Origin of the sequence: Finegoldia magna ATCC 53516 (assembly GCF_000159695.1) — a bacterium.
Classification (GTDB): Bacteria; Bacillota; Clostridia; order Tissierellales; family Peptoniphilaceae; genus Finegoldia; species Finegoldia magna_F.
Genome location: NZ_CM000955.1, coordinates 1,635,727 through 1,657,244, shown reverse-complemented (window position 1 = coordinate 1,657,244; position 21,518 = coordinate 1,635,727). Strand labels below are relative to the sequence as shown.

The window sequence follows — 21,518 nt, the reverse complement described above, 5'->3', positions numbered from 1 at the left end:
ATGGATAAAAGATTTGAAAGAACAAAACTTCTAATAGGTGAAAATGACCTAGAAAATATCATCAACTCCAAAGTAGCTGTTATTGGCTGCGGTGGAGTTGGAGGTTTTGTAATAGAAGCTTTGGCTAGATGTGGAGTAGGAACATTAGCAATAGTAGATTATGATACTATCGATATAACAAACATCAATCGCCAAATTATAGCTTTGGAAGATACTGTTGGAAATTATAAGGTAGATGAATTTGAAAAAAGAATTCACAGAATTAATCCGAATTGCAAAGTTATTAAATTTAGGGAAAAGTTTGATAATTCTACTGTTGATTTATTTAATCTTAAAGATTATAATTATGTTATAGACGCTATTGATTTAATATCAGCGAAGCTAGATTTGGCTGAGTATTGTTATAAAAACGATATTAAGTTGATAAGTTCTATGGGTGCGGGATCGAAACTAAATCCTTTTCTTTTTAGAATTACGGATATTAAAAAGACCCACACTTGTCCAATGGCTAAAGTAATGAGAAAAGAGTTAAAAAGAAGAAACGTTGACAAACTTACATGCATTTGGTCTGATGAACAAAGGTCAGGAGAAGTTCTATCTTCAAATGGAAGAAATGCTCCGGCAAGTATAAGCTTTGTACCTTCATGTGTCGGGCTTATGATTGCATCGTATGTTATTAAAGAATTGAGGTAATTTTTTGGCAAAAGAAGGAATGGTTATAAAAACTGAATCTACTAAAGCATCTGTTCTAATTACTAGAAAAGGAGCTTGTGGTGGTGAAGGTTGTAGCAAATGTTCAGGTTGTGAACATCAAACACAAGTTATAGAATGTGCAAACTATATAAGTGCAAAGGTAGGAGATAGAGTCCAAATTTCAGGTGATGATTCTTCTATGCTTAAATATACTGCATTGTTGTATTTAGTGCCTTTAACATTTTTCCTAATTGCTCTTATATCTTCCTATTCTATTTTGGAAAATAAAATAGGAAATTTCGAATTAGCATCTTTTGGTATAGGGCTAGTAGGATTATCAATTGGCTATATAATTGTAAAATTTATAGATAAAAAATTTGTTGATAAGGACTTAGTTCATATCACGAAAATAATTGGAGGTTTGTATGAATAATTGTAGACAAAATTTAGAGAATTTTGACCCAGAGGTATTTGGACATCTAAATGATGAAATCAAAAGACAAGAAGAACATATCGAATTGATAGCTTCTGAAAACTTTGTTTCAAAAGCAGTACTTGAAACTATGGGTACTGAATTAACTAACAAGTATGCTGAAGGATATCCTGGTAAAAGATATTACGGCGGTTGTGAACATGTTGATAAAATCGAACAATTAGCTATAGATAGATTAAAAGAATTATTTAATGCAGATCATGCTAACGTTCAACCTCACTGTGGAGCAAATGCTAATATTGCTGTTTATGTTGCAGTTTTAAAACCTGGAGATACAGTATTAGGTATGAGATTAACAGAAGGTGGACACTTAACTCACGGATCACCAGTAAATATGTCTGGTAAATTCTATAATTTCGTAGATTACGGTGTAGATCCTGAAACTGAAACTATCGATTATGAAAACGTTCGTGAATTAGCTTTAAAACACAAACCAAAATTAATCGTTGCTGGTGCTTCTGCATATCCAAGAGTTATAGATTTCAAAAAATTTAGAGAAATTGCAGATGAAGTTGGCGCTTATTTAATGGTAGATATGGCTCACATTGCTGGGTTAGTAGCTACTGGAGATCATCCAAGTCCAGTTCCTTATGCAGATTTTGTAACTACAACTACACACAAAACATTAAGAGGACCAAGAGGTGGGGCAATCCTTTGTAAGGAAGAACATAAAAAATTACTAGATAAATCAGTGTTCCCAGGATTCCAAGGTGGCCCATTAGAACACATTATCGCAGCAAAAGCAGTTTGCTTCAAAGAAGATTTACAACCAGAATTTAAAGAATACACTCATCAAATTTTGAAGAATGCAAAAGCAATGGAAAAAGTATTCTTAGATAACGATGTAAGATTAGTTTCTGGTGGTACAGATAACCACTTACTATTAATCGACTGCAGAAGCTTTGATATGACTGGTAAAGAAGCTGAAGCATTATTGAGCGAAGTAAATATTACAACTAATAAGAACACTATTCCAAATGATCCTGAAACACCATTTGTAACTAGTGGTATCAGAATTGGTACACCAGCTATTACAACTAGAGGATTAAAAGAAGCAGAAGCTGCAAAAGTAGCAGAATTTATGTTAGACGCATTAAAGAAACGTAGACCTGCTGAAGAAATCAAAAAAGATGTTGTAGAATTGATGAAACAATTCCCAATCAATAGATAAATTTTTAAGCTAATACTAGACTATAGTTTAGTATTAGCTTTATTTTTTTGATGAAATATTGTATATTTGACGCATTTTATGGTATCATTTATAGAGAAATGAGGTGATAACATGGCAAAACCAGTTGTTGCTATTGTAGGAAGAGCTAATGTAGGAAAATCTACATTATTCAATAAATTAATTAAGAAAAGAATCGCCATCACTCAAGATGATCCAGGTGTTACAAGAGACAGATTGTATATGGAAGCTGAGTGGCAAAATAAATATTTTACAGTTGTAGATACGGGTGGTTTGGAACCAAAAAGTAATGAAATCATTACTAAAAATATTAAAAAACAAACAGAACTTGCTATTGAAACTGCAGATGTTATTTTGTTTATGGTTGACGGTAAACAAGGCATCACTCCAATTGATATGGAAGTTGCCGATATGCTTAGAAGAACTAAAAAAAGCGTAATTTTAGTTGTAAATAAAATCGATCACATCAAACAACAGGACAATGTATATGATTTTTATAATCTAGGATTTTATGAAATATTTCCAATAAGTGCTTCAAATTCTATGGGGCTTGGAGATTTATTAGAGGCTGTTGTTTCAAAATTTGATGATAATTCAAATACAGAATCTGATGATGATATTACCAAAGTATGTCTAATAGGAAAGCCAAATGTTGGTAAAAGTTCTTTGATTAATAACTTATTAAACGAAGAAAGAATGATAGTTACAGATATTGCAGGAACGACAAGAGATGCCATAGATTCCAAGATTAATTACAAGGGAAATGAGTATATATTCATAGATACAGCAGGTCTAAGAAAAAGAAGAAAGATTGACACAGAAGTTGAGAGATATTCTGTTGTTAGAACTTTATCAGCAATTGATAGGTCTGATATTTGCGTTCTAATGATAGATGCCACTGAAGGTGTTAGCGAACAGGATACGAAAATCTTAGGATATGCTCATGATCAAGGTAAAGCTATGATAATTCTTGTGAATAAATGGGATCTTGTTGAAAAACAAACTAACACTATGAATGATTTCAAAAAAGATATACGTACTAAATTGGGATTTGTTATGTATGTTCCTATTGTGTTCATAAGTGTAAAAGAAAACAAAAGAATAGATACGTTGTTTACTGAAATCGAAAAAGTAGATAATAATTATTCTATGAGAATTAGCACAGGTGTTTTGAATGATGTAATATCAAAAGCTGTTTTATTAAATCCACCACCATCAGATAAAGGTGTTCGTTTAAAAATCTTTTATATTACTCAGATAGAAGCCAGACCACCGAAATTTTTGGTGTTCATAAATAGAAATGATTTGATGCATTTTTCATATCAAAGATATATCGAAAATCAGCTAAGAGAAAACTTTAGCTTTGAAGGTGTTCCTTTGCAATTTGAATTTAAGACTAGGGGAAAATAGTGAATTATTTATATTTAATAGTCCTTGGAATAGTATGTTATTTCATAGGTAATATAAGTGGTTCTATTGTGCTTTCTAAGCTGATTTATAAACAGGATATAAGAAATTATGGTAGCAAAAATGCAGGCGCAACCAATGCTTTAAGAGTTTATGGAGTGAAGCTTGGTTTGGCAACTTTTTTGATTGATTTCTTAAAAGGATTTTTGTGTGCATATTTGGGCTTTAAATTTTTCGGTAGTTTAGGTATACTAATATGTGGGCTTTTATGTGTAATAGGACATATATTACCAGTTATTTATAATTTTAAAGGTGGCAAGGGCATTGCGACATCTTTCGGTGTTTTATTGTTTGCCCAACCTTTACAAGTTTTGTTTTTATTAATATTGTTTTTAATAGTTGTACTTATAACTAAATATGTTTCATTGGGAAGCATAATAGGATGTGTTTCAGCTGTTATTTATGGATTAATTTACATTAGAAAAGACTTTTACATTGGTTTAATTTATATTTTGCTAGGAATAATATCATTATTCAAGCATAGATCCAATATAAATAGATTGATTCATGGAAAAGAAAGTAAATTAGGTAAAAATTAGGAGGAAAAAATGAAAGTATTAGTAATCAATTGTGGTAGTTCTTCATTAAAATATCAATTATTTGATATGACTGATGAAAGTGTATTATGTAAAGGATTAGTAGAAAGAATTGGAATTGAAGGTTCTAAGTTAACTCATAAAGTTAATGGAGAAAAATTAGTAGTCGAAGAACCAATGAAAGATCACACTGAAGCTATTAACCATGTTTTCGATGCTTTATTAGATGAAAAATATGGTGTTATCAAGAGTTTAGACGAAGTATCTGCTATTGGTCACAGAGTGCTACACGGTGGAGATAAATTAACAGAATCTTGCATTATTGACGATAAAGTAAAAGACAAGATCAGAGAATTTATCAAATTTGGTCCGCTTCACAACCCAGCTAACTTAATGGGAATTGAAGCATGTGAAAAATTAGCTCCAGGAAAGAAAAATATCGCTGTATTCGATACTGCTTTCCACCAAACAATGCCAGCTAAAACATTTATGTATGCTATTCCTTACGAATACTATGAAGATTACAGATTAAGAAAATTTGGCTTCCACGGAACAAGCCATAGATATATTACTTTAAGAACTCAACAATTATTAGACAAAGAAGACATCAATATTATTACAGTTCACTTAGGTAATGGTTCATCTATAGCAGCTGTTAAAGACGGAAAATGCTATGATACATCAATGGGACTTACACCATTGGAAGGACTTTTAATGGGAACTAGAAGTGGAGATTTGGATCCAACTGTAATGACATTCTTAATGAATGAAAAAGGATATTCAGCTGATGAAATGAACCAAATCTTAAATAAAAAATCAGGTGTATTAGGAGTTTCTGGAATTAGCTCTGACTTTAGAGATCTTGAAGAAGAAGCTAAAAAAGGAAATGACAGAGCTCAATTAGCACTTGATATGTTTATTGAAAGAGTTAAGAGATATATCGGTGGATATATGGCTGAATTAGGTCATGTTGATGCAATTTGCTTCGCTGGTGGTATTGGAGAAAATTCTTCTTCAATGAGAAAAGATATCTTGGATACTTTTGAAGAACTAGGCGTTAAATTAGACCTTGAAAAGAACAACACTCGTGAAGAAGCTTTAATCTCAGCTGATGATTCAAAAGTTAAAGTTTATGTTGTTCCAACTAATGAAGAATTAATGATTGCTAGAGACACTTTAGACTTAGCAAAATAATAATATTTTTATTGACAACTTAACATTATTATATTATAATTAACTACGTTGTTTGTATAAATTTTAAGGACTGAAGTCCTTAAGGAGGTGTAGCATGGCAGTACCAAAGAGAAAAACTTCTAAAACTAGAAGAGATAAAAGAAGAGCTTCTTCGTATAAATTACCAAGAGTTACTATAACTACATGTCCTAATTGTGGATCTCCAAAATTACCTCACAGAGTATGTAAAGAATGTGGGTATTACGATGGAAAACAAGTTGTAGATAATTCAGAACAAAACTAATGAAAAGAGAGCCGTTTAATTAATATTAAGCGGCTTTTTTATTTGTTTGATGTTATAACATACAATATTGTGATAGAATATACTAGAGGTGAAGTATGAAAATTTTATTAGATACTTTGGGTTCCGATAAAGGAGCATCAGAATTAATAGAAGGAGCTATAATGGCTCTTGAAAGAAAAGATTTTAACTTGACGATAGTAGGAAATGAAGAAGAAAATAGAAATATTGTAAATAAAAGATTTGAAGACAAAATAGATTTTGTAAATGCTACAGAAACCATTGAAAATAATGAATCACCTACGAAAGCTATAAGATCGAAAAAAGATTCTAGTATGAGAAAATGTTTTGATTTATTAAACGAAGATTACGATGGGTTCTTATCGACAGGCTCTACTGGCGCTTTATTGACAGGAGCTACACTTATAACAAAAAGGCTTGATAATGTATCTAGACCTTGTTTAATGGTTACAGTACCTAGCTTAAAGGGTGATGTGGTAGTATTAGATGTTGGAGCTAATGTTGATGTCACTTCTGAGTTATTAGAACAATTTGCGAAAATGGGATATGTTTATTCTAAAAATATTTTAGGAAAAGAGGATTGCAAAGTAGGTCTATTAAATATTGGAGTTGAAGAACATAAGGGAGATTCATTAAGATTAGAAACATACAAAAATTTATCAAAATATCCGTATTTTAAAGGTAATGTTGAAGCAAGAGATGTTTTGAAAGGTGATTTTGATGTTGTGGTAACTGATGGTTTTTCAGGAAATATTCTTCTAAAAACAATAGAAGGTTCTGTTGAGTTTATTAAAACTTTAGCTAAGTCAAAATTATCTAAGCTTGATGAAAAATCTCAACAATCTATTATTCCTATGATTAAATCAATGAGTACAGGTATTGATTATAACAGTGTTGGATCTGCACCATTTTTAGGCACGAAGAAGCCAGTGTTTAAAGCTCATGGGTCATCTAATAGGGACGCTATTATGTCTGGGATTTTAACACTTATAAAATTCGTTGAAGAAGATGTTACTGATAAATTAAAAAAGGAGTTAGCGAATGAATAAAGAAATTTATGAAAAAGTTGTTGAAGGCTTGAAAAATGAATTTAATAGAGACGATATAGATGAAAAAACAAGATTTGTAGAAGATCTTAAAGCAGATTCAGTACGACTATTGGAAATTGTAATGGATGTAGAAGAAGAATTTGATATTGAACTTGATGACGAAAAGTTATCAGAGTTAAAAAATGTAGAAGATGTAGTTGATGAAATTGAAAGGGCACAAGGGAAATAGTTGTGGACAAAGCTAGAATTGAAAAACTACATGAACTAGAAGAAAAATTAGATTACAGGTTTACAGATATTAATCTGTTAAACCTGGCTTTTTTTCATAGCTCATACGGAAATGAAAATAAATCATATAAAGATATTTCAAACGAAAGATTAGAATTTTTAGGAGATTCAGTCTTGGATCTAATTGTTAGTGATTTCTTGTATAATAGTAAATCTTCGTTAAAAGAAGGTGCTATGACAAAGATTAGAAGTCAAATGGTATGTGAAAAATCTTTCTCAAATATGGCCAAGTATTTAGAATTAGGTAAATATTTAATGATGGGTCATGGTGAATTTATTTCAGGTGGCAGTGAAAAACCTAGTGTACTTGCTGACACTTTCGAAGCAGTTTTTGGTGCAATATATTTGGATTCTGGTTATGAATCGGCTTTTAAAATTGTAGAAAATAAGTTTAAAAGTCTATTCATAGCTGAAATAGAAACAAAGTCTAGTTTTATTGACTATAAGACTATGTTACAGGAAAATAATCAAAAAAATTCAAGAGATAAATTGAAGTACAAGATTGTTAAAGAAGAAGGTCCAGATCACGACAAGAAATTCTATGTAGATGTTTACGAAGGTAACTTAGTTATAGGATCTGGATTTGGTTCTTCAAAAAAACACGCAGAACAAGATGCTGCTAGAAACGCCTTGATTAAATTAAGGGTAATAAATGAGTAAGAAAAATTACATTGTATCATTGTTTATTCCTCATTTAGGTTGTCCAAATGATTGTATTTTCTGTAATCAACGCAAAATCACAAATTATATTGAAGTCGTTAAAAAAGATGAAATAAGAAATGAAATTAGAAATCAACTTGCAAATTTTCCTAATAAAAGTCAAGAAGATATTCAGATAGCTTTTTATGGTGGATCATTTACAGGAATTGAAGAAACTGCTATGATAGACTATTTAAAAATAGCAAATGAATTCATTGAAGACGATAAAGTTAGATCTATTAGACTTTCTACAAGACCTGATTATATTGATGAACACATTTTAAATATTCTTAAGGAATTTAACGTAGAAACTATAGAATTAGGTGTTCAATCAATGGTAGATAGTGTATTAGATGCAAATTTAAGATGTCACGATAGTCAGTGCGTTAGAACATCTTCTGAGTTAATAAAATCTATGGGATTTAGTTTAGGGCTTCAAATGATGACAGGCTTATACAAATCAACGCCAGAGATGGACTTATATACTGCAGATGAATTAATCAAGTTACAACCTGATTTTGTCAGGATATATCCAACTTTGGTTATAAAAAATACTATGCTAGAGACTTATACCAAATTAAATAAATATAGTCCGGAAAATCTGCAAGATTCGGTCGAAAATTGTACCAAAATATATTTGAAATTTATAAATGCTAATATACCAGTTATTAGATTAGGTCTCCTAAATACAGAAAATATAAAACAAGGCGAAGATGTAGTTGCGGGTGCAATTCATCCAAATTACAGACAACTTGTAGAAGATAATTTGTACAGAAAAGTTATAGATTATATCTTGAAAAATGAAAATCTTGAAACACTTGAAATACATGCCAAATCAAATATTTTGAATAATTTTGTCGGCTATAATGGGGAAAACAAAAAATACTTTAAAGAAAAGTATCGATTAAAAACCATAAAATATTCTAATTCAGATAAAAACTTCGTAGTGTTAGATGATATCAATAAAATTGATATTAATTTAGAAAATATTTTTAAAAACATCGAAAAAGAGGTGTAGTTGTGGGATTAAAATCAGTTGAAATACAAGGTTTTAAGTCTTTTAAAGATAAAATAAAATTGAATTTTGATAATCCCATAACAGCAATTGTTGGGCCAAATGGTAGCGGGAAGTCAAATATCTCAGATGCTATTTTATGGGTTTTAGGTGAACAGTCAGCCAAAAATCTCCGTGGAAATAAAATGCAAGATGTTATTTTTGCTGGAACTCAGAAAGAAAAACCTGTTAACTTTGCACAAGTTTGCATAACTTTTGAAAATGACCTATGGAAAGACATTGATTATCAAGAAATTACAGTAACGAGAAGAGTTTTCCGTACTGGTGAAAGTGAATATTACATCAATAAAAATCAAGTTCGCCTAAAAGATGTAAAGGAATTATTTTTAAATACAGGAATTGGAAAAGAAGGTTATTCTGTAATAGGTCAAGGTAAAATCGACGAAATTCTGTCATCAAAAAGCGAAGATAGAAGGGAATTATTCGAAGAAGCATCTGGAATTTCCAAACAAAAGTACATTAAAGAGCAAAGTGTTAAAAAGCTTGAACAAACTAATGAGAATTTACTAAGAATTGAAGATATATTGATTTCTCAAGTTGATAGATTAAAATATTTAGAAAAAGAAAGTAAAAAGGCTAAACAAGGAATTGTTCTGGAAGAAAAACTAAAGGAAATGGAAATCCAAAAAGCTTTATTGGATATCGAAAAACTTTCTATTACACTAAGAGATGTAATTGAGAAAAAAGAAAATAATGATAAAAGCTTGATTGACGTTAAATCAAAACTTGTAGATTTCGAAAATAAAAGAAATGATTTATTAAAAAACATTAATAAAATAGATATAGATACCGAATTAAAAATCTCTAAATTAGCTGATATTAAGAGTCAAAAAATAAAAAATGAATCAGATATTCAATTGAATGATGAAAGACTTAAAAATAGCAACACAGAATTAGAGAGACTAATAAAAGAGAACGAGAATTATTCATCAGAAATTAAAAATCTAATATCAAAAATTGATCATTTACAGAATACAATAAAAAATTCAGAGAAAAAGCTTGAAGAAATAAATTCAAATTTAGAAAAATTGAATATTGATGATTCTGAAGATGAGCTTAATATAAAAAAACAATTAGGCGATAAAAAGTCTGAAGAATTAAATAAATTACAGTCAATTTATACACAACATATTATAGAAAAATCTTCACGTGATGCGATTGAACAAGAAAGATTGAAGGAAATATCAGAGGTAAAAAAGCAAAAAGAAGAATCTGAATTCAAATTAAATCAATTAGTAGAAGAATTACGAAATTTCGAAGTAATGATAAAGGATTATGACAAAAGTTTGGATAATTTAAATAAAGAAAAAGCAGAATTTTCTAGAATTATAAATGATAAAGAAAAATCTTTACTTGATCTAAGAGACAAATTATCTAACTTAAAGGAAGAATCGATAACTAACAAAAACAAATATATGTTTTTGAAAAATACAATAGATAATCACGAAGGATACAACTTTACAGTTCAAAACTTTTTTAAGAAGTTAAATCCTAGTTTACAAGACAAAGTAATAGGGACACTTGGAGATTTAATCAGTGTAGAGAAACAGTATGAGAAATCTGTAGATGCAATAATGTCATCAGCATTTCAAAATATTATTATTAGAAATGAAAATGATGGTAAGGAATTAATTAGTTTTTTAAAGTCAAACAAGATTGGAAGACTTACTTTTTTGCCATTAAATAAAATAAAACCACGAAATTTTGATTATGTAAAGGATGAATTAGTACTTGGTCATTTAAATGAATTTATAAAATCTGATGAAAAATTTAGGGATATTGTAGATTATTTTGCACAGAAAACCCTTGTCACTCAAAACATGGACGATGCGATTTTAGTAAGTAAGAAATATAAAAGCTTTAGGATAGTTACGTTAGATGGGGATATCATTAATAGTTGGGGTTCAATGGTAGGTGGATATAAAAAACCTTCTAATTACTCAATACTATCGACGAAAAACAGCTTAAATTCTGTTGAAAGTATATATAAAAACTGTGTTAATGAATATAACAGTTTGAAAAAAATATACGAAGAAAACTTCGATACTATTAATAAAAATAAATCCGATTTAGGAATTATAGAAGATAAGCTTATTAGATTAAGAACTGAAAGGGATTCTTGTAATAGCAACATCAAGGACAAGCAGTTTGAGATTAAATATTTGAAATCTAATATTAGTGATTTTGATAATAAGTTGAATTCAAGTACGACACTAAGTGAAGCCAATGATTTACAAGAAACTGATTTAAAAAATCAAATTGTCGAATTAGAAAGTGTTTTAAAAGAATTAAGTGTTGAAATTGACAAATTACAAGAACAATATAATTTGGACAAAATGAATATGATTAGTTTAAAATCCGAATACTCTTCTGTACAAAGGGATTTAAATATATTTAATAATCAGTTAAATGACGCAAAAATTAGGAAAGAATATTTGGAAGATAACTTTAAAGTTAATTCAGTTAAAATTGATGAGATTCATAAAAATATTGCTAAGTACAAAAACCATAAAAATGATATAACATCTAAAACTATTGATTATGATGATATTATTTCTGGGCTAAATAATGAAATTTTAGATATGAAGTCCAATATGAATGAATTTAAATCAGAGTTATCTAAGATTGAGCAATCAATTTATGATTCAAATGCTAGTGTTCAAAAAACAGAAATTAGCAATAACTCATTAATTGATAAGGCTTTAAATACAACAGAGAAGTTAAATAATATCAAAATAGATATCAATGAGCTTTATGATATTAATATAGATACAATAGAATCTAATCCTGATATTAAAATTAGTCAAAAAGAAATCAATAAAATTACCAATGATTTAAGAAATATTGGTTCTTTCTCTGTAGATAGCATTCAAGAATATGAATCAGTTAAAAAAGAATTTGATTTTATGACTAAAAATAAAAATGATTTGATTGAATCCAGGGAAGATATTATGAGCGCTATTAATAAGCTTAATAGAGAAATGAAAGAAGTATTCACCAAAAAATTTGAAGAAATAAACACAAAATTTGTTGCAATTTTTAAACAACTTTTTAATGGCGGATACGCAAGTCTTAAATTGACAGAAGATGATGTTCTAAGTTCTGGAATTGAAATAACTGCTCAACCACCTGGGAAGAAACTTCAGAGTCTAAACTTATTGTCCGGTGGTGAAAGATCATTGACAGCGGTAGCGTTGCTTTTTGCGATTTTTGAGACAAGACCTTCTTCTTTTTGTATATTAGACGAAATAGATGCTGCTTTAGATGAAATAAATATTAAGAGATACAAGGAATATTTAATTAAATTTAAAGAAAAAACTCAATTCATTATTATTACACATAGAAAAAGTACAATGGAAATAGCTAACATATTATATGGAATAAGTATGGAAAAAGATGGAATATCTAAAATGATTAAATTAGATGTAGATAGGAGAGAGATATGCTAAATAAGTTTTTTGATAAGTTTAAGTCTAAAAAAGACGACGAAGAAACAAAAAACACAGAAGAAGATTTACAACAAGAAGAATTAGAAACTAGTCATTCCAATGAAAATATAGAAAAAAGCGAAGAAGTCGTTGAAGACAAGAATGTAGATTCTGTAACTGATAGCAAAAAATATCCAGTAGAATCTGAAGAAATTAACGAAGATAAAGAAGAAAATAAAGAAGGGTTTTTTGAAAAATTAAAGAATTCATTACTTAAAACTCGTGACAATATTTCTAATAAGATTGATCAAGTTTTAGCTAATTATAGAACTGTAGATGAAGAATTGTTCGAAGAAATTGAAGAAACTTTGATTTCCGCAGACATAGGAGTTGAAACCACATTAAAAATTGTGGGTCAATTGAGAGATAAAGTAAAGCTTAATAACATTCAAGATCCAAGTAAAATTAAAAATGTTTTGGCTGATATTTTAAAAGAAAATATAATTAACGATAAAATTGACAATAATTTAAATGTAGATGATAAAACTATTATTTTAGTAGTTGGTGTAAACGGTGTTGGAAAAACTACTACAATTGGTAAATTAGCCATGAAATTCAAAAAAGATGGCAAAAAAGTTTTGATGGTTGCAGCCGATACTTTTAGAGCGGCAGCTATAGAGCAGCTAACTGAATGGGCAAACAGAGCTAAAGTTGATATTATAAGTCATAAGGAAGGATCTGATCCAGCAAGTGTTGTTTTTGATGGAGTTAGTGCTATGAAAAGTAGGAACGCAGACATATTAATTTGTGATACAGCAGGAAGGCTTCATAATAAAAAGAATTTAATGAATGAGTTGAATAAAATTAAAAGAGTTATTGAAAAAGAATATCCAGAAGCTAAAAAAGAAATTTTACTCATTGTAGATGGTACTACTGGACAAAACGCAATTATTCAAGCAAAAGAATTTATGAATGCAACTGACTTGACGGGAGCTATAATTACAAAACTAGATGGTACGGCTAAAGGTGGAATGATATTTCCACTAGAAATGGAATTGGGAATTCCAGTAAAATTCATAGGAATTGGCGAACAAGTTAATGATTTGGTTAAATTTGAACCAGAAAAATTTATAGAAGCAATAATAAATTAAAATTGAATTTTTTTTCATTTTTTGATAAAATTTGTGTGTGGAGGAATAACATGGATAATAAATTTAATAATGGATCTGTAAAGATCTCTAATGACATAATTTCCCTTATTGCAGCAGAAGCTTGCATGGAAGTTGAAGGTGTAAAAGCTATTATGACACCACAATCAGAAAAAGTAAATATACAAAAAGGAGCTCAAAAATCAGTAATCATTGAAATTCTTGACAACGCTGTAAATGTAAGAGCCCATATTGAAGTAGATTCTGATTATAACATCAAGGATGTATGCTATAAGGTGCAAAAGAAAATAAAAGAAAATATCGGCATGATGACTGGGTTAGTTGTCATAAATGTAGATGTTGTTTGTGAGAAAATAAGTATTTAAAGTAACCCTCTTATCAGAGGGTTATTTTCTTGGAGGAAATATGTCAAGAAGACAATCTAGAAAAAGCGCAATGCAATTAATCTATGAAATGAATATGAACGGAGATTATGATAAACAAAGAATTGAAGAATTTTGCAAATATCAGAATATTAATAAAAATGATATCGAATTTTTCAAAGAAATAGTATTAAATTTTATTGAACATATTGATGACATAGTAAATATCATAGAAAATAACACAAAACAATGGAACTTGGACAGAATTAACAAACTAGATTTATCGATTTTACAAGTTGGTGTTTGCGAAATTCTATACGTGGAAAGCACTCCAGATAGTGTTGCTATTAATGAAGCCGTTGAATTAGCGAAAGAATATTCTACAGAAAAATCATACAGTTTTATCAACGGCATATTAGGCTCTGTATTAAAGAGAAAAGAAAATGCAAGTTTATAGCGTTAAAGAGATCTCTGATTATATTCAAAACACTTTGAAGAAGGATCCAATTCTATCAAACGTGTGGGTTGAAGGTGAGATTTCAAATTTTAATAAAAATATTTCAGGACATGTGTATTTTAGATTAAAAGATGAAAAAGCTTTGATTTCTTGCATGATTTTCAAAACAATGTCTCTGGCAAAAACTATTAACTTAAAAGATGGAGACAAAGTTCAACTAAGAGGAAGCATAACAACATATCAAGGATCAAGCACTTATCAACTTCTTGTAAAAGAATGTAAAAAATCAGGGACTGGAGATCTTTTTCAAAAGTATTTAGAGTTAAAAGAAAAGCTTGAACAAGAGGGTTATTTTTCAGAATCAACAAAAAAATCTATAACCAAATATCCTAAATCTATAGGGGTAATTACTTCTTCTACGGGAGCTGCCGTGAACGATATATGCAGAACAATCAAGAGAAGATATCCTATTTGTGATATTTTAATATATCATTGTGTTGTTCAAGGTGAACAATCTGCAGAATCTATTATCAAAGGTATTAAATATATGGATGAGCAAAATCTTGATACTATTATAGTAGGAAGAGGCGGCGGAAGTTTTGAGGATCTAAATTCATATAATGATGAAAATCTTTTAAAAACTATTTACAATGCAAAAACTCCTATAATTAGTGCAGTTGGTCATGAAAATGACTTCATGCTTTCTGATTTTGTAGCAGATTTAAGAGCGTCTACTCCAACAGCTGCCGCTGAGCTTGCCACTGCTGATTTTGATGAACTAAAGTACTTTTTACAAGAAAGTTACGCTAAAATTAATAGAATTTTGATAAGAAGATTTGAAGATGAAAATCAAGAATTAGAGTATTATGCTAAGCAATTGGAATTTTTAGGTCCAAAAAATATTATTAAAGAACATATGGATAATCTTCAATTTTTGAAGGATAACTTAAAAAAAGCTTATAGGAAGAATTTACAAGATAAATACAATGAAGAATTAAATATTTATCACAAATTAAGTTTATTGAAACCAGATAAGTTATTATCTTTAGAAATAGAAAAACTAAATAAAATTCGAATAACAATGATTAAGAATTTGATCTCAAATATTAATTACAAAGAATTGATTTTAGATTCATATAAAAATAACCTATTGCATTTGAATCCAAGCACAATTTTAGAGAAGGGATATGCAAAAGTATTAAAGAATAATAAGAGTATTTCTTCTGTTGATGATGTTATGGAAAATGAAAATATTATCTTAATTATGAAAGATGGTAAACTTGATACAACCGTTCAAAACAAGGAGAAATTCAATGAATGAATATAGAGAATATGACGAAGGATTAAAAAGACTAAGTGACATCGTTGAAAAGTTGGAAGACAGAGAGCTAAGTCTTGAAGAAAATATAAAATTATACGAAGAAGGTATGAAGCTTCACAAGAGATTAAGTTCTATTTTGAAAGAACAAGAAGGCAAAATGACTTTGATCAAAGATAACAAAGAAGAAGATTTTCAAATAAACATGCTTTTAAGTGATGATAATGAATAGCCAGGAAATTATAAATTTAATAAATACTTCATTAAAAGAATTAAAATTTTCAGATGATAAAATTGGCGAAGCTATGCGATACACAATTGTTGACGATAGTGCAAAAAGATTAAGGCCACTTTTGTTTTTGTTAACTTATCAAATGTTTAATGAATCAATAACTGAATCTTTAAATTACGCTCTTGCTATAGAATTGATTCACAATTATTCATTGGTGCATGATGATTTAGAATGTATGGATAATGACGAATATAGAAGAGGAAAGTTAACAGTGCATAAAAAATATGGAGAAGATATAGCGGTTTTAGTAGGGGATGCACTTTTAAATTATTCTTTTGAAGTACTATCTGAGTCAATTAAAAATGAATTTGACGCAAAGTGTGCAAATTATATCGTAAAGAAATCAGGTTGTTTTGGCATGATAAAAGGTCAACTTTTGGATATTGACAGTGAGATTTCTGAAAAAAATATTATTGAAATTTATGATAAAAAAACATGTAATTTACTTAAAGCATCTACTGTATCTGCTGGAATTTTAAGTAGGGTTGGCGATAATACATTATTAAAACTAGAAGATTATGCTTTTAATCTAGGAATGGCGTTTCAAATAATTGATGACATTATGGATTATGAGAATGATTTAAAAATTAACAAAAACACATATGTCACTATTTTGGGAAAAGAAAAAGGCATTGATGATGCAAATAAGTATTCTCAAAGAGCTATAGAATGCATTAAAGATATAGACAATTCACAACCTTTAATTGAACTTACAAATAAATTGTTGGGCAGGAAATATTGATATGAGAATCGACTTATATTTGTGTGAAAACAACTTCGCATCTTCTAGAACAAAAGCAAAATCTCTGATTGAGAATGAATTGGTTTATTATAAGGGCAACTTAGTAAAGAAACCATCACTTGAGATAAATTCTGATGAAGTTGAAGTAAAAGAACACACTGAATATGTTGGAAGGGGAGCTCTGAAGCTTTTAAAAGCTTTTGAGGTATTTAATATAGGTAAGCATGATTTGTGCTTAGATATAGGCTCATCTACTGGTGGATTTACTCAGGTTTTATTAAAAAACAATGCAAAGGAAGTTTATGCTATTGATGTTGGCGATAATCAAATGGTTGACGAACTTAGACATGATAGCAGGGTTAAATTATTCGAAAATACAAATTTTCGAAATATTAATGTAGATGAGTATCCGAAATTTGATTTGATAGTATGCGATGTATCTTTTATATCATTGAAAATGATTATTCCAAATGCCGCTAAAATGCTAAAAAATAATGGCGAAATGATATTTTTGATAAAGCCACAGTTTGAATTAAAATCAAAAAATCATATAATTAATAATAAAAAGGAACATTTATCTATAATAAATGATATTAATAATTATCTAAATGATGAAGGATTGTATATTTCTGAGATGACACATAGTCCAATAAAAGGTAAGAGTGGAAATATAGAGTATTTAATCCATATTACAACTTTAGATAATAAAAATATAAAATTCAAAGATGTTGTGGAGACAGCATTTAATAAATTGAGGTAGAAATATGAAAAAATATACAAGACAAAGATTAATTCTAGACTTAATAGAAGAAAATGAAATAAGAACTCAGGAAGAACTTTCTGATTATTTAGAAGCTCATGGAGTTAGAGCTACACAAGCTACTATTTCTAGAGATATAAAAGAATTAAGAATATCAAAAGTCCAAACTAGAGAAGGCGAATATCATTATGCAATAATTGACACTGTACATGATTCATTAAACGAAAGATTAGATAAGATTTTCAGATCTGCAGTGTTGACTATCAAGCATAATGAAGATATGGTAATTATCAAAACAATATCTCACACTGCAACAGTATGTGGTATGGCAATTACAAACGCTAAATTAGATAATATAGCAGGAATTCTAACAGGTAACGACACTATTTATATAACTGTTGAAGATAAGTCTGGATTGGAAAAATTAGTTTCAGAAATCAAATCAATCATCAGGTAATAAAATGTTAAATTCTCTTTATATAGAAAATTTTGCGATAATTGATAAAATCAATGTCGATTTTACAGATGGACTTAATATCATAACTGGTGAAACTGGTTCAGGAAAATCAATTTTGATAGAAGCTTTTGAACTTCTTCTAGGACAAAGATTTAACAAAAGTTTTATTAGAGATTCTTCAAAAAAAACTATTGTTGAAGCGACATTTACAATAACTGATAATTCTAAAATTAAATTTTTAGAAGACATGGGATACGATGTTGAAGATGGAGTAATAATAATTTCAAGAATTGTAGATACTAATTTAAAAAGCATAAATAAATTAAACAATAGATCAATCACGCTTAGCACACTAAATGAATTAATGAGTAAATTTGTTGACATTCATGGACAAAATGGAACTCAATCACTATTGAATAAGGATTTTTATTTAGATTTAATTGATTCATTTGATAAGGAAGAAACTTTTAAAATCAAAACTGAGTTAAGAGAAATTCTTAATCATATTGCAGAATACAAAAAAGCGTATAAGAGTTTTAATATTTCGAATGAAGAAAAGGATAGACAACTCGATATAATAAATTATCAAATTGAAGAAATATCACAAATAGATCTTGAGAACTTAGATGAAGAAGAACTTGAAAATGAGTATAATAAACTATCTAATGTTAATTTGATTAAAAATAATATCGGTGAAATATTAAACATGTATTCAGATGAAAACTACAATGAACAAGATATCAACACTATGTTTAATATTGTTTTAAGCAAAATGGACTCAATCTGTGAGTTTGATAATGAAGTGAATTCTTTTAAGCAAGATTTGGATAAGATTTATTACGAGATGGACGACTTGTTCTTAAGGATTAGTTCATATTCATCAAGCATCTATCAAGATGAGTTCAAATTAAATGATTTAGAAAATAAGATAGCAATAATTACAAATTTAAAGAGAAAATACGGTAAATCTATTGATGATATAATTTCATTTAGACAAAATTTGGAACGTAGACTTAAAGAACTGAATGAAATTACAGAAAATAAAAGAAAATTCAAGGAATTAATTGATTTAGAAAAGAAGAAAGGGCTTGAATTATCAGATAGACTTCATAAAATTAGAAAAGAAATTGTTTCTAAATTAGAAAAATTGATTGTTCAAAATCTAAAAGATTTGAATATGAAACACGCTGATTTTCAGGTCGAATTTGAAAAAATTTCTGATTTCAATGAAAAAGGTTATGATTCATTGGATTTTCTAATTAAAACAAATTTAGGGCAAGAATTAAAACCAATGGCATCTATTGCATCTGGTGGAGAAATTTCACGAATTATGCTCGGATTTAAGTCAGTTATATCAGATTTTGAAGATATCAATACTCTTATTTTTGACGAAATTGATACTGGAATCAGCGGTAGGACGGCATTGGTAGTAGGTGAAAAACTTATTGATTTATCAAAAGATAAGCAAGTGATTTCAATAAGTCATTTACCTCAAATAGCTTCATTGAGCGATAATCACATTTTAATTGAAAAGATTGATTGTAATAACGAAACAAAATCAATTTTAAAAGTATTAACTCCTGAAGAAAAGGTAAATGAAATTTCGAGATTGATCGGTGGAATAAACATAACAGAAACTACAATTGAACAAGCAAAATTAATGATCAATCAAGCAAATGAATTAAAAAATGATAGGAGATAATTATGGATTATGAAGAAAAAACTATAAAGAGTGAAATGATATATGAGGGAAGAATTTTAAACCTTAGATTAGATACTGTTGAACTTCCTAATAGGAAATACTCTAAAAGAGAAATTGTAGAACACGCAAATGCTGTGTGTATAATCGCGGTAAAAGATAATAAATTATTTTTTGTTAGTCAATATAGAAAAGCTATAGACCAACAATTAATGGAATTACCAGCAGGGTTAATTGAACACAATGAAACACCAAAAGACGCGGCGATAAGAGAAATGAGAGAAGAAATAGGTTATAATTGCAAGAATTTAACTTATCTGTTCGACGCTTATTCTTCTCCAGGTTTTAGTGATGAAAAAGTAAGTTTCTTTTTGGCTGAAGAATTATTCAAAGACGAACTAGAAGCTGATGACGATGAATTTTTAAATATAGAACTTATAGAACAGGAAAAATTAATCCAAATGATAGAAGACGGAGCTATTATAGATGGTAAAACAATTATGGGAATTCTATATTTTTTAAGGAATGTGAATAAATGTTAGAAACGATAAATCATTACATTATAATTATATTTGTATTGCTACCAACAATTGTTCTTCATGAACTCGCTCACGGTTATGTTGCATATTGGATGGGCGATAATACGGCAAAGAATATGGGAAGATTAAGCTTCAATCCTATTGATCATATTGATCCATTAGGTGCAATTAGTTTGATTTTATTTAAGTTTGGTTGGGCAAAGCCGGTTCCAATTAATTCATACAATTTTAGAAAAAGACATTTAGGAATGTTCTTGGTTTCAATTGCTGGAGTTACAGTAAATTTAATTTTAGGACTAATATTTTCGTTTTTATATGTTAAATTTTCTCATGTAAATCCTGTAGTTTCAGAAATTTTGAGTCTATTTATTGTGTATAACGTATATTTCGCTGTATTTAACTTAATTCCTGTTCCACCTTTAGATGGTTCCAAGGTTGTAACTGCATTTTTTCCAGGAAAATTTTTAGATTTTATGGCAAAATATGAAAAATACACTTATTTTATATTGCTTATATTAATATTTTCAGGTGTATTAGGTAAAGTTTTAACACCTATAACATCATTTATAATAGATAAATTTTTAAGGTTAGCAATTACACTATGAGTTTAATTATTGAAACTGAAGAATTCAACGGTCCAATGGATCTTTTATTAAACTTGGTTGAAAAAGAAAAAATTGATATAGAAAATGTTGATTTAGCGAAAATTACAAATAAATTCATTGAAGAAGTTGAGAATTTGAAAAATCACTCTACTAAAGATTTGACTGATTTCATTTACTTAGCTTCTACTTTGTTATATATAAAATCAAAAAAATTATTGCCAAAAAATGATTTTGATGAAGATGATCAAATAGATGAAGATTTGATTAAACAACGATTAATAGAATATAAAAAATTTAAAGAAATTTCTAAACAATTGATTGAATTAGAGAACATCTCTTCGAAGCATTTTAGGAAAATTCAAGAGGATTTGTCGGCTTACCAATCCGAAAAAGAAAATTTGATTGTTCCAGATGTTAATTTATTATCTGAAACTTTGTTAGAAATATTAAATAGAGAAGATAATAGAATTGTAATTGAAGAAACAGAAATTATTGAAGCAGAAGAATATAAGATTGAAGATTGTATTGAAGATATATTGTGGAAGGTAGAAAAAAATAGAACATATAGTTTTTCATCTTTTTTATCAAAAAAGAGCAATAGAAATGAAGTTATATCTGTTTTTCTAGCTTTACTAGAATTATTAAAATCAAACATATTAAAAGTTGTAAAAAATGAGGATAATATGGAAATATTAATGAGGTAATT

Annotated in this window: 24 protein-coding genes; all 24 read left to right on the top strand. The window is 28.7% G+C overall.

The features are described 5' to 3' along the window. The 24 genes from HMPREF0391_RS08025 to HMPREF0391_RS07910 all read left to right on the top strand — a co-directional run bounded on the left by HMPREF0391_RS08025 (position 1) and on the right by HMPREF0391_RS07910 (position 21,516). On the top strand, positions 1–693 hold the full coding sequence (locus HMPREF0391_RS08025; RefSeq protein WP_002836544.1) for a tRNA threonylcarbamoyladenosine dehydratase: 693 nt from the start codon (positions 1–3) through the stop codon (positions 691–693). A gap of 4 nt (positions 694–697) precedes the next feature. Further along, the gene (locus tag HMPREF0391_RS08020; RefSeq protein ID WP_002836543.1) at positions 698–1,126 is read left to right on the top strand and encodes a SoxR reducing system RseC family protein; all 429 of its coding nucleotides are present in this window, start codon (positions 698–700) and stop codon (positions 1,124–1,126) included. Next, a complete protein-coding gene (glyA, locus tag HMPREF0391_RS08015) occupies positions 1,119–2,357 on the top strand; it encodes a serine hydroxymethyltransferase (RefSeq protein ID WP_002836542.1) in 1,239 nt (412 codons plus the stop codon). Before HMPREF0391_RS08020 ends, glyA begins: the two co-directional genes overlap by 8 nt. 111 nt (positions 2,358–2,468) lie before the next feature. Further along, positions 2,469–3,785: a ribosome biogenesis GTPase Der gene (gene der, locus HMPREF0391_RS08010; RefSeq protein WP_002836541.1), complete on the top strand. Its 1,317-nt coding sequence runs from the start codon at positions 2,469–2,471 to the stop codon at positions 3,783–3,785. Further along, on the top strand, positions 3,785–4,381 hold the full coding sequence (gene plsY / locus HMPREF0391_RS08005) for a glycerol-3-phosphate 1-O-acyltransferase PlsY (RefSeq protein ID WP_002836540.1): 597 nt from the start codon (positions 3,785–3,787) through the stop codon (positions 4,379–4,381). The genes der and plsY overlap by 1 nt, the downstream gene beginning before the upstream one ends. 9 nt (positions 4,382–4,390) lie before the next feature. Next, positions 4,391–5,572, top strand: a complete 1,182-nt coding sequence (locus tag HMPREF0391_RS08000) for an acetate/propionate family kinase (RefSeq protein ID WP_002836539.1) — start codon at positions 4,391–4,393, stop codon at positions 5,570–5,572. A gap of 94 nt (positions 5,573–5,666) precedes the next feature. Further along, complete coding sequence (gene rpmF, locus HMPREF0391_RS07995; protein WP_002836538.1) at positions 5,667–5,855, top strand: 50S ribosomal protein L32; 189 nt, start codon at positions 5,667–5,669, stop codon at positions 5,853–5,855. A gap of 95 nt (positions 5,856–5,950) precedes the next feature. Continuing rightward, positions 5,951–6,922 carry a phosphate acyltransferase PlsX gene (gene plsX / locus HMPREF0391_RS07990; protein WP_002836536.1) on the top strand — a complete coding sequence of 324 codons (972 nt, stop codon included), beginning with the start codon at positions 5,951–5,953 and terminating at the stop codon, positions 6,920–6,922. Further along, the gene (locus tag HMPREF0391_RS07985; RefSeq protein WP_002836535.1) at positions 6,915–7,151 is read left to right on the top strand and encodes an acyl carrier protein; all 237 of its coding nucleotides are present in this window, start codon (positions 6,915–6,917) and stop codon (positions 7,149–7,151) included. The genes plsX and HMPREF0391_RS07985 overlap by 8 nt, the downstream gene beginning before the upstream one ends. Before the next feature lie 2 nt (positions 7,152–7,153). Next, positions 7,154–7,870 carry a ribonuclease III gene (gene rnc, locus HMPREF0391_RS07980; protein ID WP_002836533.1) on the top strand — a complete coding sequence of 239 codons (717 nt, stop codon included), beginning with the start codon at positions 7,154–7,156 and terminating at the stop codon, positions 7,868–7,870. Further along, positions 7,863–8,927, top strand: a complete 1,065-nt coding sequence (locus HMPREF0391_RS07975) for an elongator complex protein 3 (protein ID WP_002836532.1) — start codon at positions 7,863–7,865, stop codon at positions 8,925–8,927. The genes rnc and HMPREF0391_RS07975 overlap by 8 nt, the downstream gene beginning before the upstream one ends. 2 nt (positions 8,928–8,929) lie before the next feature. Next, positions 8,930–12,433: a chromosome segregation protein SMC gene (gene smc / locus HMPREF0391_RS07970; protein ID WP_002836530.1), complete on the top strand. Its 3,504-nt coding sequence runs from the start codon at positions 8,930–8,932 to the stop codon at positions 12,431–12,433. Further along, on the top strand, positions 12,427–13,563 hold the full coding sequence (gene ftsY / locus HMPREF0391_RS07965) for a signal recognition particle-docking protein FtsY (protein ID WP_002836528.1): 1,137 nt from the start codon (positions 12,427–12,429) through the stop codon (positions 13,561–13,563). The genes smc and ftsY overlap by 7 nt, the downstream gene beginning before the upstream one ends. A 50-nt stretch (positions 13,564–13,613) precedes the next feature. Next, positions 13,614–13,946 (top strand): Asp23/Gls24 family envelope stress response protein, encoded by a 333-nt coding sequence (locus tag HMPREF0391_RS07960; protein WP_002836527.1) that lies wholly within the window; start codon positions 13,614–13,616, stop codon positions 13,944–13,946. A 40-nt stretch (positions 13,947–13,986) separates the two neighbouring features. Further along, positions 13,987–14,400: a transcription antitermination factor NusB gene (gene nusB, locus HMPREF0391_RS07955; protein ID WP_002836525.1), complete on the top strand. Its 414-nt coding sequence runs from the start codon at positions 13,987–13,989 to the stop codon at positions 14,398–14,400. Then, positions 14,387–15,721 carry an exodeoxyribonuclease VII large subunit gene (gene xseA / locus HMPREF0391_RS07950; protein ID WP_002836524.1) on the top strand — a complete coding sequence of 445 codons (1,335 nt, stop codon included), beginning with the start codon at positions 14,387–14,389 and terminating at the stop codon, positions 15,719–15,721. The genes nusB and xseA overlap by 14 nt, the downstream gene beginning before the upstream one ends. Continuing rightward, on the top strand, positions 15,714–15,950 hold the full coding sequence (gene xseB / locus HMPREF0391_RS07945; protein ID WP_002836523.1) for an exodeoxyribonuclease VII small subunit: 237 nt from the start codon (positions 15,714–15,716) through the stop codon (positions 15,948–15,950). Before xseA ends, xseB begins: the two co-directional genes overlap by 8 nt. Continuing rightward, positions 15,943–16,752, top strand: coding sequence for a polyprenyl synthetase family protein (locus HMPREF0391_RS07940; protein WP_035109528.1), 810 nt, complete (start codon positions 15,943–15,945; stop codon positions 16,750–16,752). The genes xseB and HMPREF0391_RS07940 overlap by 8 nt, the downstream gene beginning before the upstream one ends. 1 nt (position 16,753) lies before the next feature. Then, positions 16,754–17,512, top strand: coding sequence for a TlyA family RNA methyltransferase (locus HMPREF0391_RS07935; RefSeq protein WP_035109525.1), 759 nt, complete (start codon positions 16,754–16,756; stop codon positions 17,510–17,512). A gap of 4 nt (positions 17,513–17,516) precedes the next feature. Next, the gene (locus HMPREF0391_RS07930; protein WP_002836519.1) at positions 17,517–17,969 is read left to right on the top strand and encodes an arginine repressor; all 453 of its coding nucleotides are present in this window, start codon (positions 17,517–17,519) and stop codon (positions 17,967–17,969) included. A 4-nt stretch (positions 17,970–17,973) separates the two neighbouring features. After that, the gene (gene recN, locus HMPREF0391_RS07925; RefSeq protein ID WP_002836518.1) at positions 17,974–19,671 is read left to right on the top strand and encodes a DNA repair protein RecN; all 1,698 of its coding nucleotides are present in this window, start codon (positions 17,974–17,976) and stop codon (positions 19,669–19,671) included. 2 nt (positions 19,672–19,673) lie between these two features. Further along, entirely contained in the window at positions 19,674–20,210 is a 537-nt protein-coding gene (locus tag HMPREF0391_RS07920) for an NUDIX hydrolase (RefSeq protein ID WP_002836516.1), read from the top strand. After that, a complete protein-coding gene (locus tag HMPREF0391_RS07915) occupies positions 20,204–20,812 on the top strand; it encodes a site-2 protease family protein (protein ID WP_002836514.1) in 609 nt (202 codons plus the stop codon). The genes HMPREF0391_RS07920 and HMPREF0391_RS07915 overlap by 7 nt, the downstream gene beginning before the upstream one ends. After that, the gene (locus HMPREF0391_RS07910) at positions 20,809–21,516 is read left to right on the top strand and encodes a segregation and condensation protein A (protein ID WP_002836512.1); all 708 of its coding nucleotides are present in this window, start codon (positions 20,809–20,811) and stop codon (positions 21,514–21,516) included. The genes HMPREF0391_RS07915 and HMPREF0391_RS07910 overlap by 4 nt, the downstream gene beginning before the upstream one ends. Positions 21,517–21,518 lie beyond the last annotated feature (2 nt).

What these genes read in the sequence shown, in the direction of transcription:
- nusB (WP_002836525.1), top strand. Translation starts at nt 13,987, where the DNA reads ATGTCAAGAAGACAATCTAGAAAAAGCGCAATGCAATTAATCTATGAA.
- der (WP_002836541.1), top strand. Translation starts at nt 2,469, where the DNA reads ATGGCAAAACCAGTTGTTGCTATTGTAGGAAGAGCTAATGTAGGAAAA.
- xseA (WP_002836524.1), top strand. Translation starts at nt 14,387, where the DNA reads ATGCAAGTTTATAGCGTTAAAGAGATCTCTGATTATATTCAAAACACT.
- recN (WP_002836518.1), top strand. Translation starts at nt 17,974, where the DNA reads ATGTTAAATTCTCTTTATATAGAAAATTTTGCGATAATTGATAAAATC.
- HMPREF0391_RS08025 (WP_002836544.1), top strand. Translation starts at nt 1, where the DNA reads ATGGATAAAAGATTTGAAAGAACAAAACTTCTAATAGGTGAAAATGAC.
- rpmF (WP_002836538.1), top strand. Translation starts at nt 5,667, where the DNA reads ATGGCAGTACCAAAGAGAAAAACTTCTAAAACTAGAAGAGATAAAAGA.
- HMPREF0391_RS07915 (WP_002836514.1), top strand. Translation starts at nt 20,204, where the DNA reads ATGTTAGAAACGATAAATCATTACATTATAATTATATTTGTATTGCTA.
- HMPREF0391_RS07975 (WP_002836532.1), top strand. Translation starts at nt 7,863, where the DNA reads ATGAGTAAGAAAAATTACATTGTATCATTGTTTATTCCTCATTTAGGT.
- HMPREF0391_RS07960 (WP_002836527.1), top strand. Translation starts at nt 13,614, where the DNA reads ATGGATAATAAATTTAATAATGGATCTGTAAAGATCTCTAATGACATA.
- HMPREF0391_RS07930 (WP_002836519.1), top strand. Translation starts at nt 17,517, where the DNA reads ATGAAAAAATATACAAGACAAAGATTAATTCTAGACTTAATAGAAGAA.
- HMPREF0391_RS07935 (WP_035109525.1), top strand. Translation starts at nt 16,754, where the DNA reads ATGAGAATCGACTTATATTTGTGTGAAAACAACTTCGCATCTTCTAGA.
- HMPREF0391_RS08000 (WP_002836539.1), top strand. Translation starts at nt 4,391, where the DNA reads ATGAAAGTATTAGTAATCAATTGTGGTAGTTCTTCATTAAAATATCAA.
- ftsY (WP_002836528.1), top strand. Translation starts at nt 12,427, where the DNA reads ATGCTAAATAAGTTTTTTGATAAGTTTAAGTCTAAAAAAGACGACGAA.
- glyA (WP_002836542.1), top strand. Translation starts at nt 1,119, where the DNA reads ATGAATAATTGTAGACAAAATTTAGAGAATTTTGACCCAGAGGTATTT.
- HMPREF0391_RS07940 (WP_035109528.1), top strand. Translation starts at nt 15,943, where the DNA reads ATGAATAGCCAGGAAATTATAAATTTAATAAATACTTCATTAAAAGAA.
- plsX (WP_002836536.1), top strand. Translation starts at nt 5,951, where the DNA reads ATGAAAATTTTATTAGATACTTTGGGTTCCGATAAAGGAGCATCAGAA.
- HMPREF0391_RS07985 (WP_002836535.1), top strand. Translation starts at nt 6,915, where the DNA reads ATGAATAAAGAAATTTATGAAAAAGTTGTTGAAGGCTTGAAAAATGAA.
- HMPREF0391_RS07920 (WP_002836516.1), top strand. Translation starts at nt 19,674, where the DNA reads ATGGATTATGAAGAAAAAACTATAAAGAGTGAAATGATATATGAGGGA.
- xseB (WP_002836523.1), top strand. Translation starts at nt 15,714, where the DNA reads ATGAATGAATATAGAGAATATGACGAAGGATTAAAAAGACTAAGTGAC.
- HMPREF0391_RS07910 (WP_002836512.1), top strand. Translation starts at nt 20,809, where the DNA reads ATGAGTTTAATTATTGAAACTGAAGAATTCAACGGTCCAATGGATCTT.